Origin of the sequence: Pseudomonas sp. (assembly GCF_050739995.1) — a bacterium.
In the GTDB taxonomy this organism is placed as follows: domain Bacteria; phylum Pseudomonadota; class Gammaproteobacteria; order Pseudomonadales; family Pseudomonadaceae; genus Aquipseudomonas.
This window is the reverse complement of record NZ_JBOICG010000013.1, coordinates 1-15,482: the sequence shown is the minus strand read 5'-3', so window position 1 is coordinate 15,482 and position 15,482 is coordinate 1. Positions and strand designations below refer to the sequence as shown.

The following is a 15,482-nucleotide window of genomic DNA, read 5'->3' as shown; positions in this document are numbered from 1 at the left end:
GTATTGCCCTTGGCGATGCCGATGGCTGTTTTGGAGGGAAGATAAGGGCTCTCGACCGACGGGCTCATTTCGTAGTCAGCGCCCTGGGGGGAGTTGATAAAACCCAGTTGGGCTTGAAGCGCATCCTGAAGGGATGCATCCAGCCGACCCGCTACCAGGTCGTAATACACCTGATCCTGGTTCTGATAGGACTGGATTTTTACCCCGGCTTTGTCCAGCACGGCCTTGGCGTAAGCTTCCTGGATACTGCCTTGAAAATAGCCAACCGTTTTGCCTTTGAGTGATGCCACATCCGTGCTCAGGTCCGACCCCTTCTTGAACACATAGGACGTGAATCCGGAGAAAAGCTCGCTTGAAAAATCAATGGCTTTTTCACGAGTGGCCGTCACGGTCATGGATGACAGGATACCGTCGAACTTGCCGGCCCTGAGGCCTGGTATCAGGCCATCAAAATCGCTTTCCACCCAGATGCATTTGACTGAAAGCTTGGCGCAAATCGCGTTGCCCAAGTCAATATCAAATCCCTTGAGGCTGCCATCGGCGGCCTTGGACTCAAACGGCGCGTAATTGGCATCTACGCCGAAACGCAAGGTGGAGTATTCTTTGGCAGACACTGCACTTGTGCACAACGCCAAGCCCATTACTAAACATAGCTTTTTTAGCGAAATCATAATTACATCCCTAGATATTGTAGTTGGATTAAGGGCAGTAAACATCCGACAGCATTAACCATGACGCTCGTTATTATTTAGCGAGACCTGCGTCTCGACTTGAACGTTACCTGAGTACGGCGACTTTACGAATATGGCAAATTGAACGTTATCACGAGCAAAATGCTCGCCTTTTCAAGCAGACACCAATTTCATCATTAACAGTCCACTGACAATCAATACGGCGGCCACGATACGCAACAGCGTGGCGGGTTCACCCATGAAGAAAATACCTGCAGCAAAAGCCCCCACAGCGCCGATCCCCGTCCAGATGGTGTACGCCGTACCCAGCGGCAAGCTCTTCATCGAGAAGGATAAAAGCGCGAAACTGGCAACCACGGTGACAAATGTAATGACCGTGGGCACCAATCGCGTAAACCCTTCAGATTGTTTCATCGAAAAAGCCCACACAACTTCAAATATCCCCGCAACTATCAAACTCACCCAAGCCATGAGCAACTCCCAATCAATAAAAAACACAAAGACTGTTTGCGCCAGGCGCAATTAACACGTCAACGTTATTAAAAAGACCCCCGCGAGGACGGGGGTAAAGACGGGTTGACCAAACCCTGGTTACATAGCGTCCGTATTCAAATCACTTGAATGTTGCGTCCAGCGCGAACGCAATATCCTTGATCAAGTCTTCTGGGTCTTCCAGTCCTACAGAAAACCGCAAATGACCGTACTGGCGGAACTCTTCGGGGTACTTGTCAAAGCCACCTCGACCCTCTGCACCTACGTGCACGATCAGTGATTCGTCATGCCCTAATGAAACGGCCGACGTGATGATGCGCAGGTTCGAGACAAAGCGATTCTGGGTATCAGGATCACCCTCTACGGCAAACGCCATCACAGCACCATAACCCTTGCCCGCAAATTGCCGGCGCGCCAACTCATGCTGCGGGTGGGAGGGCAAACCGGGGTAGTAGACGTAAGCAATCCGATCATCGCTATCCAGAAACTGAGCCAACTTTTCGGCCGAGTTCAATAATTGCTTCAAGCGCAGAGGCAACGTGACCGAACCGCGCATGATCATCCACGCATTGAACGGCGAAATGGTCGCGCCGAGGTCAACCAAGGCATCATTCTTGATCTTGTTGATCAACTGGTTGGAGCCGATCACTACCCCGCCCATGGCATCACCATGGCCATTGATGTACTTGGTCAATGAGTGAATGACGAAGTCGACACCGTGTTGACTTGCACGAAAAAATGGAGGCGGCGTGAATGTGGCATCCACAGAGATCAGCGCGCCATGGGCGTGCGCAATCTCAGCCAATGCGGCAATGTCTGCAACTTTCGTGGTGGGGTTGGCGATCGTTTCAGTGTGGATCAGCTTGGTATTGGGGCGAATGGCGTTACGTACCGATTCCAGGTCACCTACGTCTACGAAGGTTGCCTCAATGCCGTAACGTTCAGGCAGTAGTTCGGCGAAAAGCCGCCAGACTGCCTGGTAGGTGATGTCACTGACGATGACGTGATCACCACTTTTCAAGAATGAAAAAAATACCGAGTGCAAGGCAGCAACACCGGTCGCGAATACCACCGCGTCTTCACAACCCTCAAGGGCTGCGAGTTTTTTCTCAAGGCAAACCTGGTTGTGGCCTTGATTGCGTGTGTACACGAGCCCGTCCGGGCTCGACCAGTCCATGGTCGCCGGATCTTCCGGCAAGAGATAGGAGTTCGCCATGACCAATGGTGTACGGACGGCGCCACTGGTGACATCCGCGACATTGCCGCCATGAACAGCAAGTGTCGCTGCAGATAATGTCGAAAGGTTGTGCTTATCGGGGCGCATGTCGTTTCCTCTTTATTGTTGTGTGTTTCATTCTTGAGTTGAGCGAGTTGCTTAGCTTCCACTCACACCGTTAATGCAAACGACCTTGGGTTGCGTCATGTCTTCGTAAGCGAAACGTACGCCCTCACGACCCATGCTCCCGTACTTGAAGCCGCCGAAAGGCATTGCATCAAAACGGTAGTCGGAAGAGTCGTTGATCATCACCCCGCCCGCCTCCAGTCGTTTAGCGGCGGTCATTGCAACCTTTAGATTGCTGGTGAAGATCCCAGCATGCAGGCTGTATTCAGGTTCGTTAGCCAGCGCCAATGCTTCATCCAGGGAGGCGACGCTCTGAAGGATGACTACCGGACTGAACACCTCTTCGCACCACAACTTGCATTGGCGGTCGACGCCTTCCAGCACGGTAGGTGAATAGAGCGAGCCGTTACATGTGTTGCCAAACAACAACGTGGCGCCTTTGGCAATGGCGTCATTGACCACTTCCTCGGTACGCTTGGCTGACGCCTCGGTAATCATCGGCCCTACGTCCGTCTGCTCATCTGCAGGGTTACCGACGATCAACTTAGAGGTCTGTTCAACAAAGCGCGTTTTGAAGGCTTCATAGAGTGAACCCTCGATGAGGATCCGTTGGGTACCGATGCAGTTTTGTCCGGCCGCCCAGAAAGCCCCCGACACGCATGAATCAACGGTTTCATCCAAATCACAATCAGCCATCACGATGACCGGCGCATTACCGCCAAGGTCCATCGCTAGCTTCTTGAGGCCAGCTGTACGAGCGATCTGCTCACCCGTGACAAAGCCGCCGGTGAAAGACACCATGCGCACCGCACGGTGGGCCACAAGAGCCTTGCCCAGGGCGGCGCCGCCTGTTGCAACGGTGACAACAACCGGAGGCAGACCCGCGTCGATCAAGCACTCCACCAGCTTGATCGCTGATAGCGGTGTGAGCTCAGACGGCTTGAGAACAACAGCATTTCCTCCTGCAATGGCAGGCCCCAATTTATGCGCGACCAGGTTAAGCGGGTCGTTGTAAGGGGTGATGGCAACGATGACGCCCAACGGTTCACGGGTGAACCAGCCCTGACGGGATTCAGACCCGACATAGGCGTCAAAAGGAATGACTTCACCGGCATTGCGCTTGGCTTCTTCGGCAGACAACTTCAAGGTATTGACGCATCGCAACACCTCCTTTCGCGCCTGCTTCAGCGTTTTTCCTGACTCCGCGACGATCAGTTTGGCAAAGGAGTCCTTGTCACGCTCGACTGAGCTTGCGGCCTTTTCCAAGATACGCGCACGCTCATGGCGCGGCAGATCCTTGGCAATCAAGGCACCTAAAATGGCGGTGTCAACTATTGTGGTAGCGGATGATGCGGGTATGTCTGCCACTTCACCCACTTTGCTGCCGTCAAACGGGCTGAGCACCGTAATGGCCTTATAATCAGCAGCGAGCGAGAGACTCAAGCTATTCATGATTACTTACCTGACGTGGTTTTGTGGTTGTGGATGCTTACGATGTCGGCGAGCAAGGCAAATGCGGTTTCAAAACGACCTGCCCCCGCACCCACTAAAGTGACGGGACCGAGAATGGCCGTGTTGAAGGTAATTGCGTTGGTGGCTCCGCTCACGGCTGAGAGCGCGTCGCTCGCCGGCAAGAGCTTCGGACTCACTGATGCTGAAATCGAACCATCGCTCCGTTTCTCTGCGCTGCCAATCAGCTTCCAGCGGGCATTTGCTTTCGTCGCCTCGGCAATATCCTTGGCCGTGATTTCAGAAATCCCTTTGCACAGGACGTCGCTTGGTTTGAGTTTTGCGCCTAGCAGTTCATTGGCGAGGATGACAACCTTCAAGCGCACATCGTGCCCTTCTACATCCGCTGTTGGGTCAGCTTCGGCATACCCCAATTCCTGCGCTTTTGCGACAGCACTGGAGAAGTCCAACCCCGTCTCCATGCTGGAGAGGACAAAGTTTGAAGTACCGTTGAGAATCCCCTTGAAGCCGGTGATTTCCGAGCCTGCCAGTGACTCCTTGGCCAAACGGATAACCGGGGTCCCGCTCATGACAGAACCTTCAAATTCAAAGCGGGCGCCGGTGCTATCGGCCAGCGTCTTCAAGCTTTGTGCATGCAGCGCCACGGGCCCTTTGTTGGTGGTCACGACACTGACGCCCTTTTCCAGAGCCCAGCGGCAGAAGGTCGTAGCCGGTTCACCATCCACAGGATTGGTGAACGTTGCCTCAGCGACAATATCGGCGCCAGAGAAGCGGATAACGGTTTCGTTTGCCGGCTCAGCAGTCCCGCCGGCCAGGGTCCGGAAACTGCCTTTAGCAGCAGGCACTGCTGCCAATTCACGAGCGTCCAGGCCGTCTTTGTTAATGATCGATCCGAGGTAAAGGTCACTGACACCGACAATCCTCAAGGTAAAACCTAATTCATCGGCCCAACGCGAATTCTTATCGGCAATAAGCTGGGTCAGCGCGCGGTTAACGCCACCAAATCCAAGCAACGCAATTTTGTATTCAGTCACGACAGGGTTCTCATTGTTATGTTGTGGTGCTGAGATAGTAAGCCGCCAACTTAACTTTACGAATATGGCAAGCAGAACGTTGTTGCGAGCAAAATGCTCGTACAACAGCGCAACTTGCTATTTTGTGCTCGACAGAACAAAAGACGTTACGGTATTCAGGACTCCCGGCAGCGTCGAGATCTCACTCCATACCCTGTGGATACGATCTGCATTCATCGCCTGAACCGTAAGTACAATATCGAGGTCGCCACTCATCACATTGCAGGAAATAACTTCAGGCATTGCACCAACGGAGCGAACAACTTCTGAATCTCGCATACGATCCTTACGATAAACGAAGATTAATGCATTAATGGGTCCTGCATCAGCTGAAGGCATACCTTTAATAATTGTGTAGCCTCGGACATACCCATCGCGTTCCAATCGCTCAATCCGCAGCCTGACTGCGTTCCTGGACAAATTGACTTTTAGGGCAATATCGTTGTGGGCCAACCGTGCATTGCGAGTTAGCTCCTCCAAAATCTTTTCATCAACTTTATCTAAAACACGTTTCATCTCTGGCTCCGGACTTATAACGAGTGAGACTCCGTGTCTTTTGATAATGCCCTGACCAGTGAGATCAGCGACCTGACGTCGTTGGGAATTGAAGTACAGTCTTGTTCAGCAACTACAGGAACACCAATTGTATTTAGGTGGCCAACAATCTCTGACTTTTGGGTTGCAGTGCCAACTTTCGACGGATGTGTGGTTGCCAGGCAAATCATGGGGATCATCAAGCTGCGTCTGCTTACACGTGCAGCGCGCAAGCCGATGGCGGTATTGGGACTGACCAGATATCCACTCTCTGCAAAGACCTCATGAATACAACTGAATGCGTCTGCATCGTCCACAGCCAGTGAGTCAAACAGTTTGCGTGCCTCCAACCATTCATCCTGCGCTAACTGAATAGTTCCCTCGCCTTCTAGCAACTGCATATTACGAGCTACTTTTTCTCCGCATCGATTTAAAATGCTCCACTGTAGGCGCTCAAAATTAGAGGCTAATGAAACATTCATAGTGGGAATTTTGGTAGCACGAATTTCATTTCGACTGTACAGATTTGATTGGAGAAAGTTATGCAGTCCGGCGTTAGCATTCGTGGCAACGATAAGCTGTCGAATCGGCAGTCCCATTTGCTTGGCAATATAACCAGCGTACAGGGCGCCAAAATTTCCAGTCGGGACACTGAAAGCAATCTCTCTTTTAGGCGCACCGAGCTGAAGAGCAGAATAGAAATAGAAGGAGAGGTGCGCAAGTACGCGAACCCAGTGCACTGAGTTGAACGAAATAAGATGCTGCCGTGCATTATTACTTTGTTTCAGGAACTGCTCACACAAACGATGACAATCAGAATAGTCTCCGTCGACCGCAACATTCACAACATTATCTTCGTGCGTACTCAGTAAGCGTATGCGATCCTCCGCCGTTAACCCCATGGATGGATGCAATACCAACAACGTAACGCCCTTCATTCCCGAAAATGCTTTTATTGCTGCGGTGCCAGTATCTCCACCTGTACAACCTATAATCAGCGCCTTCTTACCAGACCTGAGTAAATCATGATCGATAAAGCGAGACATCAACTGAAGGCCAACGTCTTGGTAGACGCCTGACGGCCCATGAAACAATTCGAGTATCCACTCGTTACTTGCGGTCTGGTACAGCGGTGTCACTGCGTTGCTTTTAAAACAATCAAAAATCTCCTCAAGCATCCGAGACAACAGATCCTGCTCGATCCATCCCCCCAGAAAGGGCTCGATTACGTAGCGAGCCAATTCATGGAAGGGCAACCATTCGAGCTTTGAGAGCTCCTCCTTTTTGAAGCGGGGAACCTTGTGCGGCACGTACAAGCCACCGTCAGGCGCGTACGCCCCCATCAGCACCTCGCTGAATTCGTACGTTCTACCAGGGGTCCGTGTGCTGACGTATTTCATGATCCAAGACACCCTCAAGCCATTTCCGAGCCGGCCACCTGCAAGCTGGGGCTTCTGCGGAATTCAATGCGGTAGCGTTAATCGCCTTTGATCCAGCTTCATACCAATGACCATGAAGGTCAATATATCGACTATCATATCTCGCTAACGGTATTCCGTTCCCGTTACACGAACCCCCCTTTTGTCCAAGCCCATGGGATGTGCGAGGGGCGATAATGCTTACCATGTGTGCCAAGAATCTGCTGCACTCGCTTTATCAGTACAAGACATGGTTTGAGGATGTGTTATTCAGGTGCTTGAAAGCGCCCATTTCGCAGTCGTTTCCTGTGGAATGGAGAAGGCCTGTTATTGGCTCAGGCACATCAATATTGTGGACCAACTATTCATCGCCAGACTGCAGGGAAAACCGGAGGAATTTGATGATGTCGTCAATGAGCAGCGGCAAGACATTCGTCAGTTGGAAGAGGCTTTCACAACGGCAAATCAATGGTTTGTCGATTACACGAAATCAGTCACTGCAAAGGAGCTGTCTGAACCGGTGGAATTTATTTTCAAGGATGGCAAACCCGGCAACATGACCAAAGAACAAATCCTTGCTCATGTGCTTTCTCATGGCCTGCAGCATCGAGGAAGTGTTAGCACGATCCTACCCAGGGAAATCCTGGAGGGACACCAAGATCATTTCACAACGTTTTTGAAACTGTAGGCAGTTGGATTTCTGCCTCCTCAACCGTGATGAGGCAGAGTGTTCACCGCAGTGCTCAGCTCAATTCGAGCGCGTCTATCACCGCTGCAATTTGCTTGCGTCCTTCCCCTCCGATGGTTCTAAGCGGCAAAGGCACGCTCGGAGAGTGAGTAATACCGCGTAGCTCCGCTGCAGTGGCTATCACGCGAAAGCTACCGCCAAATTGGCTGAACAATGCCCAAAGCGGCTTCAAGGATTCGGAGAGGCGCATAGCCTCAAAGGCGTCACCTGACAATGCTGCTCGTGTGATGGCGAGCGCCGTATTGGGGAACAAACCGCCCATGACCGAATACCAGGCATCGCAACCGGCATTCATTCCAACAGCGGCAAACGCATCGCCGCTTATTCCAATAGTCACGTGACTCGGAATCAATTTCCGCAGGCGCTCCACGCGCTCCCTGGCCAGATGCGGCGCCTCGGGGACGCCAGGGATTTTGATTGAGCTGACATTGGGTAGCTCTGCAATACGCCCGTGTAACTCATCGGTAAATTCGAAATGAGTGATACCAGGATTGTCATAGACACATAGCGGGATTGAGACGTTGGCCGAAACCATTTCGTACATCGAGAACACATCGTCCTGAGTCAGTTTTTGATATGACACGGGTGGCAGCAGCAAGGCTTTGACCCCCACGGCTTGCGCATCCTCAGCCAGCAGCAAAACGTCGCGTGTACGCAGCGCGCCGATGCTCACCATCACAGGCACGTCCTCCGCGGCCTCTACTGCCAACTGAGCAACTCGAGAACGTTCGGCTCGAGAAAGATACGCATAGCTTCCGGTGGATCCTAGAGCCCCGATGGAATCTACTTTAGCTGCCACCAATTGCTGCACAAGACAAGTAAAAGCATTTTCGTCCACACCCTGCTCATCCATAGGGGTCAGAGGAAATGCACTAAGACCGGTAAACATCGTCATCACTCCTTGCAGTGGTCTATGGACTATTTGCCCCAGGACCAATCAGTGAGCTTTCGATCTGGACGCCTGGCATCATTTGCTGCAACCCTTCGATGAGTTTGTCCCCCGCTTCCGTCAGGGCTTCAAGCGGCATCGCCGGCAAACTCTCCAGAATGAACCACATGCTCCTCGCGTCAGCACCGAGACGGGTCCTGACACCTTGCCGCCAATTCCAGCGACGGCAGGTCACGCCTTTGTCATCGCGCCAGACAACCTCGCCGGCATCCGGATACTCGAAGGCAGCAGCCCCCTCTTTCATCGTGTCAAAAGGCTCAGTGCCATCAGCGACTACGAGCCGTGGGGAGCCCACATAGGCTTCAATGTTTTCCCCGCCAACCGGGATGGCGTACTCAATGCTGATTGCGTTGTAGAGATCGACGATGGGATCCAGGCTAGGCAAGCTGCCGTCACGTAAAACTCGTTTACGCAGCGCTTCAGCTGAACAAGGTGTGCGCTGCGGCTTGGCCCCAAACTTTCGAAAGGTCTCAGCCCATGCAGCCAGATGGCCTTCTCCCCAGCTTGGCCCACCTTCCTGCACAGCCTTGCAAGCACGGTCCAGCGCAGCCTGGGCCACCTCAGGATAAGCCAGTGGTGCAGCTTCCACCACGATACTCAGGGCCCTGAACTCCGGCGCCAGCTCGCCAACGGCTTGATCGATTAACGGCAGTACGGACAGCATCAAAAACCTCCAGGAACCTAAATGTCATTTCATGCTAGTCAGCGACGACCAATAAAGTCAATATAATGACCATTATCATCTACTATAACGGCTGATCCGATTGACGGAGCTACTTATAAAGGCCGAGAATCCAAGCACATTTTTCTCATGACCTTCATCAATGACCACCAATACCAGCCTGTCGAGTACCCCTGGCGCTGATGCTCATGCCGTCAGCCTGGCCGTTGCGCGCACACTTAAACAGGCACGCAAAACACAGAAGATCACGCTGGATGAACTTTCCCGCCGTGCTGGCGTGAGCAAAGGAATGGTTGTCGAAATAGAGAAATGTACGGCGAACCCCAGTATCGGCATCCTTTGCAAAATCGCCGCCGCGCTGGGCCTGTCCGTTGCAGACATCGTCAATGTGAGCGAAGCCCCGTCCGCCCATATCATCGACAGCCAAGACATCCCCACGCTCTGGACCGGGGACCTGGGAGGAACGGCGCGCCTTCTGGCTGGAACGTCCGGACCAAATATGATCGAACTGTGGCGTTGGGAAATGCACCCAGGCGAATCCTTCTCTTCACAGGGGCATCCTCAGGGCACGCTTGAGCTGTTTCATGTGGAAAAAGGCGCGCTGAAATGTGTGGTAGGGGAAACAGAGTTGGTCATTCCTGCGGGGAGTTCGGCAGTGGCCAAAACCGATGTTCCCCATTCCTATTCCAACGCTGGCAGATCCAAGTTGGTATTCACTATGTCCGTGACCGAGATGCATCAGTAGATAGCAGCAGGCTGGCCGTCAGTAAGCATCTGCAAAGTGGACGAACCTGCCAATTTCAAAGGGGTTGTTACCACTGAACCCGATCAATTACTGCGGTGGATCACCGCCAGGGCGCGCATTCACAATTGCTCGAGCAGCGCATGTGACTGGGGGCAAAATTGGGGGCACATTTAGCATTTTACAGCCTAAAAACACTGTTCTAGAGCCCAGTCAAAATGTTTTTCGGAGACCCTGAGAGTCTTTAAAGGCCATCTAGCGGACTGTTTATCCGATCATTTCTGCCTTTCCACAAACCATGGAGCTCCATTCACTTCCAGTGGATTGCTACATTGGGTGCACAACTCGTGATAGACCCTGCTCAATTGGCGGCTTACCAAACGGCGGTCAAGGAGGAAATAGCTGACTCTGTTCGCCTTGAGCCTGGCGTGCTCGCGATTTATTCGGTGGCGGAAAAGGGCCACCCGAACCGCCTTCACTTCTTCAAAATCTATGCAAACGAAGTGGCCTACAAAAGCCATATCGCATCTGCCCATTTTCAGAAATACGTGAAAACGACAAAGTCGATGATCGTGTCCAGAACGATCATCGAAACCGACCCGGTGCAGCTCAGCGCACAGCAAGGTCAATGATTGGGCAATCAGGCCCGCAGGCACAGCGTTGAAGATTACGCAAAGAATCCAGCCGGCTCACGTGAAGCGGTCCTGGCGGTACATGGCAAGTAAGCCAATGATCCGAAGAAGCTGGCGCAGGCCTTGATTATCTTAGCCCACACTGAAAGCGTCCACCGCGCTTCACCGCTGGCAGCGACGCTATCGGCTATTTTGAAGACGAACTTCAGAATCGTCATGAGAAACTGGCGGCGTGGCGTGATCTCTCGGTGTCACTCGCTCACGACTGATATCGCACTGTCCAACACGGGGCTCTGAAAGGCATTCGGTTCGCCATTCAGTTTTTGCCTGCCCCGCGCATCGCCATTTCAAGGTGGGTTGTTATCAAGTCATAACCGCTCAAGCCTTGGCAGGTGCCAACTCAGACCGCCGCGCATCGCGAAAGGCAAACATGAACACCAACACCACACCCAGGGAAAAGAACGCCGGGAACAACCAGATGCTCTGCCACTGGTGACCCGCAGGAGTGGCGTAGTAATCAGAGACATGGCCCGCGACCCAGAAACCGATCAGCATGCCAACGCCGTAGGTGGCCAGGGTAATCAGGCCCTGGGCCGAGCTTCTGAAACGCTCAGGGGTTTTCGCGTCGGTATAGATCTGCCCGGACACAAAGAAAAAGTCGTAGCAGATGCCGTGCAGAGCAATGCCGGTGAACAGCATAAAGGCCAGGTCGGCGTTATTGCCGTAGGCGAACAGCACGTATCGCAAGGCCCAGGCCAGCATGCCCATCAGTAACGCGATCTTGATGCCGAAACGGTGAATGAACAGGGGCAGCAGCAGCATGAACAGGACTTCGGAGACCTGCCCGATAGCCATCTTCGCCGTGGGATTGGTCATGCCTATGTCGGCGAGGAACGGATTGGTATTCTGGTAATAGAACGCCAGCGGGATACAGATCAGGATCGAGGCAACGAAGAATACCAGGTAGCTGCGGTCTTTCAGGAGACCCAAGGCATCTAGGCCGAGGATCTGTTTAACACCGGTTCGCGTTGATTCGGCTTTCAGCGGCGCCGTACTGGGCAGCGTGAAGCTGTAGACGCCCAGCACCAGCGACGCCAGCGCCGCCATCAGGAAGGTGTTGCGCAGGCCACCGGAAGCAATCGCGGCTTTCGAGTCCCAGGCAAACACAAAACTGATCATCACACCCGCGACAATCCAGCCCACGGTGCCCCACACCCGAATACGCGAGAACTCCAGCGCCGGATCGCGCATCTGGCGAAAAGCAACGGAGTTGACCAGTGCCAGGGTCGGCATATAGATCATCATGTAGGCCAGCACGTAGGGATAGAACGCACCGAAGTCCGGCGCTCGGTATAGCTGATAGAGCAACACAGCCCCCACCAGGTGCAGCACCGCCAGAATGCGTTCGGCATTGAAGAAGCGGTCAGCGATCAGCCCGATCACGAACGGGGCAATGATCGCGCCCCAGGACTGGGTCGAGAACGCCATGCCAATCTGCCCGCCGCTGGCGCCCAACTGGCTGGACAGAAAAGTGCCCAGGGTGACGAACCAGCCACCCCAGATGAAGAACTGCAGAAACATCATGGCGCTCAAGCGCGCAGTCATCCACGTCATAACAGTCACCGTCTTATTGTTATTGAAAAAAACTGGTGAAACTCAGGCGTCAGGCAAGCCCAACAAACGCCTGTTGGAAGCCGCATCGCTGGTCACGCTGACAAAATCGTCAAAGGCCTTTTGGCTGCGGCTAATCATGTGGTCACGGATGAACCCCGCGCCTTCGGCAGCGCCTTGGGCGGAGTCTTTCAGGCAGCACTCCCACTCCAGCACGGCCCAACCGGTGAAGCCGTATTGGGTCAGCTTGCTGAAGATCGACTTGAAGTCGATCTGGCCATCACCCAACGAGCGGAAACGCCCGGGGCGCTCGACCCAACCCTGGTAACCGCCATAGACACCGGAGCGCGCATCGGGACGGAACTCCGCGTCCTTGACGTGGAACATGCGGATGCGTGAGTGATAACGGTCGATAAACCCCAGGTAGTCCATTTGCTGAAGCAATAGGTGGCTGGGGTCATAGAGGATGGCCGCACGGGGATGATGATTGACCGCCTCGAGGAAACGCTCGAATGAGGCGCCGTCGTGCAGGTCTTCACCCGGGTGAATTTCGTAGCATAGGTCGACGCCGACCTGATCAAAACAGTCGAGGATCGGCAGCCAGCGCTTGGCCAGTTCGGCAAAACCTTGCTCCACCAAACCGGCCGGGCGCTGTGGCCAGGGGTACATATAGGGCCAGAGCAAGGCCCCGGAAAACGTTGCGTGTGCCGTCAGGCCCAGACGCTGGCTGGCCCGTGCTGCCAGCTTCAATTGCTCGATCGCCCACTCGGTACGCGCCTGGGGTTGGCCACGCAGATGAGCCGGCGCGAAGTCATCGAACAGCGCATCGAACGCCGGGTGCACGGCCACCAACTGCCCTTGCAGGTGGGTGGACAGTTCGCTGATTTCAACCCCGGCGCTGGCGCAGACGGCCTTCAGATCATCGCAATAGCTCTGGCTTTCGGCTGCGCGTTCAAGGTCGATGTAGCGCGTGCCCAGGGTCGGTAGTTGAATGGCTGTGTAGCCCTGGGACGCTGCCCATTGGGCGATATTGGCCAGAGTGTCGAAAGGCGCTTCATCGGTGATGAACTGCGCCAGGAATATCCCGGGGCCACGCAGGCCTTGAGGGGCAAGGGCATTCGGGGGCACGGCAGCCGTCTGCGGTTTCATCGGCTGCACTCCAGCGGGGTCCACTTGGCATCGCTGGTGTGGCTGGCGATGGCCGCCTCGATAAAGGCCATGCCACGCAGGCCCACCTCGATCCCCGGCACACCCGGCGCGGTGTGGCCTTCAACCTCGCCGCGAATAGCCTGGGCAAAATCGCCATACAGATTGGCCATGGCTTCCAGGTAACCTTCGGGATGACCAGCGGGCAAGCGCATACGCTGGGTCGCGGCCTCGCACAACCACGGCTGCCCGGTGCCGGAGCGCAAGACGCGCATCGGTTGCTCCAATGAACGATGAATCAGGCTGGCGGGTTGTTCCTGGCGCCATTCAAGGCCGCCCTTGTCACCGTAGACACGAATACTCAGCGGGTTCTCTTCCCCCGCGCAGACCTGGCTGGCGATCAGCACGCCACTGGCGCCCTGCTCCATCTTCAGCAGCATCGCGGCGTCGTCATCCAACTGACGGCCCTCGACGTGCACCCCCAGACTGGCACACAGGTGGGTGACGGTTTGATCAGCCACAAACTCCGCCAGGGAAAAAGCATGGGTGCCGATATCGGCGATGCAGCCGCCCACTCCGGACAGTTCCGGCTGCCCACGCCACTCGGCCTGCTTGTTGCCCTGCCCGGCCACATCCTGGCTGAGCCAGCCCTGGGGATACTCCACCAGGACCTTTCGCACCACGCCAATCAAGCCACTGCGCACCATTTCCCGCGCTTGCCAGACCATGGGGTAACCGAGGTAGGTGTGGGCCAGGCCATAGAGCCCAACGCTGCTGTGCAAACGGGTTTTCAGGGCCTGCAGCTCAGCCAGGTTCAAGGCCGCGGGCTTCTCGCTGAACACATGGAAACCGGCGGCCAGCGCTTCGCTGGCCACTGGTGCGTGAAGATGATTGGGGGTGACAATCACCAGCAGTTCCATGCGCTGTTCGGCCGGCAGCGCGCGCTCGGCCTCCAGCATTGATTGCCATGTGCTGTAGCAGCGTGATTGCGCCAGGCCCAGGTGGCTGCCCGTACGCAGGTTGTTCTGCGCGTCGCGACTGAACGCACCGCAAACCAGCTCAAAGCGCCCATCGAGCCCCGCGGCCTGGTGGTGAGCCTGGGCGATAAACGAACCCTCCCCCCCACCGACAAAGCCCATTCTTATTTTGGGTATCACTGTGTTCATCGCTGACCTTCTCTGTCCGGCTCGGTTGAAAGCTGTTTTCATCAGAATGTAACCGGTTACATTTCAACTGGAATTTATGCGCTGGAGAGTAAGCTGTCAATTCGATAATCCACAGTCGCGAGGATTCAAGCGCAGGCAAACCTGCTGTAAGCTCGCCCAACGCACAGTTCAAACACGAGGTGATTTTGTCCAATATTCGTGAAGTCGCCCGGCTCGCCGGCGTTTCGGTGGCTACCGTATCGCGCACCCTGACATCACCCGACCGCGTGCGTCAGGCCACGCGGGACAAGGTCAACGCTGCCGTCGAACAGACGGGTTATCGCCCCAACTTGATGGCTGTCCAGTTTCGCTCTCGGCGCACCGCCAACCTGGTCATCCTCGTCCCAAAGATTGCCAACACGTTTTTCACGCGCGTGATCAGCGGCGCGCAACAGGCCGCCCAGGCCGCGGGTTATCGACTGTTGCTCTGCGACACCCAGGGCCGCGAAGACATCGAGCGCGAGTTTGCCGAGCTGGTTGACGCCCATCAGGCGGATGGCGTGATTCAGTTGCGCGCCTACGATCCTTTCCCGGCCGACCGAGCAGACACCCCGCCGATGATCAACGCCTGCGAAGTGATCAAGGATGGACGCCATCCCACCATCAGCCTCGACAACCAGGCAGCCGCCAAAGCGATGACCGAACACCTGATCGGTTTGGGGCATCGTCGGATTGGCTTGATCAAGGGCCCTCAAAGCAGCCCACTGACCCAGGATCGAGTGGCGGGCTACCAGGCGGCATTGGCT

At 54.9% G+C, this 15,482-nt stretch carries 16 protein-coding genes; 4 read left to right on the top strand and 12 right to left on the bottom strand.

The genetic code is table 11. The annotated features are described in order from the left end of the window. The 7 genes from ACRESD_RS00350 to thrC form a co-directional block, all read right to left on the bottom strand. On the bottom strand, positions 1 to 671 hold a 671-nt coding region (locus ACRESD_RS00350), incomplete at its 3' end, for a transporter substrate-binding domain-containing protein (RefSeq protein WP_431749113.1). Positions 672 to 845: 174 nt separating this feature from the next. Continuing rightward, positions 846 to 1,163, bottom strand: coding sequence for a DMT family transporter (locus ACRESD_RS00345; protein WP_041021439.1), 318 nt, complete (start codon positions 1,161 to 1,163; stop codon positions 846 to 848). Positions 1,164 to 1,305: 142 nt separating this feature from the next. Continuing rightward, positions 1,306 to 2,508: a trans-sulfuration enzyme family protein gene (locus tag ACRESD_RS00340; protein WP_139645610.1), complete on the bottom strand. Its 1,203-nt coding sequence runs from the start codon at positions 2,506 to 2,508 to the stop codon at positions 1,306 to 1,308. 51 nt (positions 2,509 to 2,559) lie between these two features. Next, a complete protein-coding gene (locus tag ACRESD_RS00335; protein WP_431749112.1) occupies positions 2,560 to 3,978 on the bottom strand; it encodes an aldehyde dehydrogenase family protein in 1,419 nt (472 codons plus the stop codon). 2 nt (positions 3,979 to 3,980) lie between these two features. Further along, positions 3,981 to 5,030, bottom strand: a complete 1,050-nt coding sequence (locus ACRESD_RS00330; protein WP_431749111.1) for a homoserine dehydrogenase — start codon at positions 5,028 to 5,030, stop codon at positions 3,981 to 3,983. A 117-nt stretch (positions 5,031 to 5,147) separates the two neighbouring features. Next, positions 5,148 to 5,585 (bottom strand): Lrp/AsnC family transcriptional regulator, encoded by a 438-nt coding sequence (locus ACRESD_RS00325; protein WP_027606629.1) that lies wholly within the window; start codon positions 5,583 to 5,585, stop codon positions 5,148 to 5,150. Between the two features lie 14 nt (positions 5,586 to 5,599). Beyond that, a complete protein-coding gene (gene thrC, locus ACRESD_RS00320) occupies positions 5,600 to 7,003 on the bottom strand; it encodes a threonine synthase (RefSeq protein WP_431749110.1) in 1,404 nt (467 codons plus the stop codon). 292 nt (positions 7,004 to 7,295) lie between these two features. Between thrC and ACRESD_RS00315 the strand changes: the two genes are divergently transcribed. Further along, on the top strand, positions 7,296 to 7,709 hold the full coding sequence (locus ACRESD_RS00315; RefSeq protein ID WP_431749109.1) for a DinB family protein: 414 nt from the start codon (positions 7,296 to 7,298) through the stop codon (positions 7,707 to 7,709). Positions 7,710 to 7,764: 55 nt separating this feature from the next. On the opposite strand, the gene ACRESD_RS00310 is transcribed toward ACRESD_RS00315, so the two are convergent. Together ACRESD_RS00310 and ACRESD_RS00305 are read right to left on the bottom strand one after the other, a co-directional pair. Then, on the bottom strand, positions 7,765 to 8,658 hold the full coding sequence (locus ACRESD_RS00310) for a dihydrodipicolinate synthase family protein (protein ID WP_431749108.1): 894 nt from the start codon (positions 8,656 to 8,658) through the stop codon (positions 7,765 to 7,767). Between the two features lie 22 nt (positions 8,659 to 8,680). Beyond that, positions 8,681 to 9,382: a B3/B4 domain-containing protein gene (locus ACRESD_RS00305; RefSeq protein WP_431749107.1), complete on the bottom strand. Its 702-nt coding sequence runs from the start codon at positions 9,380 to 9,382 to the stop codon at positions 8,681 to 8,683. A 160-nt stretch (positions 9,383 to 9,542) separates the two neighbouring features. Here ACRESD_RS00305 and ACRESD_RS00300 point away from each other — a divergent pair, with 160 nt between their 5' ends. Both ACRESD_RS00300 and ACRESD_RS00295 read left to right on the top strand, forming a co-directional pair. Next, positions 9,543 to 10,145 (top strand): XRE family transcriptional regulator, encoded by a 603-nt coding sequence (locus ACRESD_RS00300; RefSeq protein ID WP_286835591.1) that lies wholly within the window; start codon positions 9,543 to 9,545, stop codon positions 10,143 to 10,145. A 329-nt stretch (positions 10,146 to 10,474) separates the two neighbouring features. After that, positions 10,475 to 10,774 carry a putative quinol monooxygenase gene (locus ACRESD_RS00295; protein WP_431749106.1) on the top strand — a complete coding sequence of 100 codons (300 nt, stop codon included), beginning with the start codon at positions 10,475 to 10,477 and terminating at the stop codon, positions 10,772 to 10,774. Between the two features lie 378 nt (positions 10,775 to 11,152). On the opposite strand, the gene ACRESD_RS00290 is transcribed toward ACRESD_RS00295, so the two are convergent. Genes ACRESD_RS00290 through ACRESD_RS00280 form a run of 3 tightly spaced genes read right to left on the bottom strand, consistent with a single transcriptional unit; the run spans position 11,153 to position 14,697 of the window. Continuing rightward, a complete protein-coding gene (locus tag ACRESD_RS00290) occupies positions 11,153 to 12,388 on the bottom strand; it encodes a nucleoside permease (RefSeq protein WP_431749105.1) in 1,236 nt (411 codons plus the stop codon). A gap of 42 nt (positions 12,389 to 12,430) precedes the next feature. Further along, the gene (locus tag ACRESD_RS00285) at positions 12,431 to 13,534 is read right to left on the bottom strand and encodes a sugar phosphate isomerase/epimerase family protein (RefSeq protein WP_431749104.1); all 1,104 of its coding nucleotides are present in this window, start codon (positions 13,532 to 13,534) and stop codon (positions 12,431 to 12,433) included. Next, complete coding sequence (locus ACRESD_RS00280) at positions 13,531 to 14,697, bottom strand: Gfo/Idh/MocA family protein (protein ID WP_431749103.1); 1,167 nt, start codon at positions 14,695 to 14,697, stop codon at positions 13,531 to 13,533. The genes ACRESD_RS00285 and ACRESD_RS00280 overlap by 4 nt, the downstream gene beginning before the upstream one ends. A 185-nt stretch (positions 14,698 to 14,882) precedes the next feature. Here ACRESD_RS00280 and ACRESD_RS00275 point away from each other — a divergent pair. Then, a partial coding sequence (locus ACRESD_RS00275; RefSeq protein ID WP_431749102.1) for a LacI family DNA-binding transcriptional regulator occupies positions 14,883 to 15,482 on the top strand: 600 nt, incomplete at its 3' end.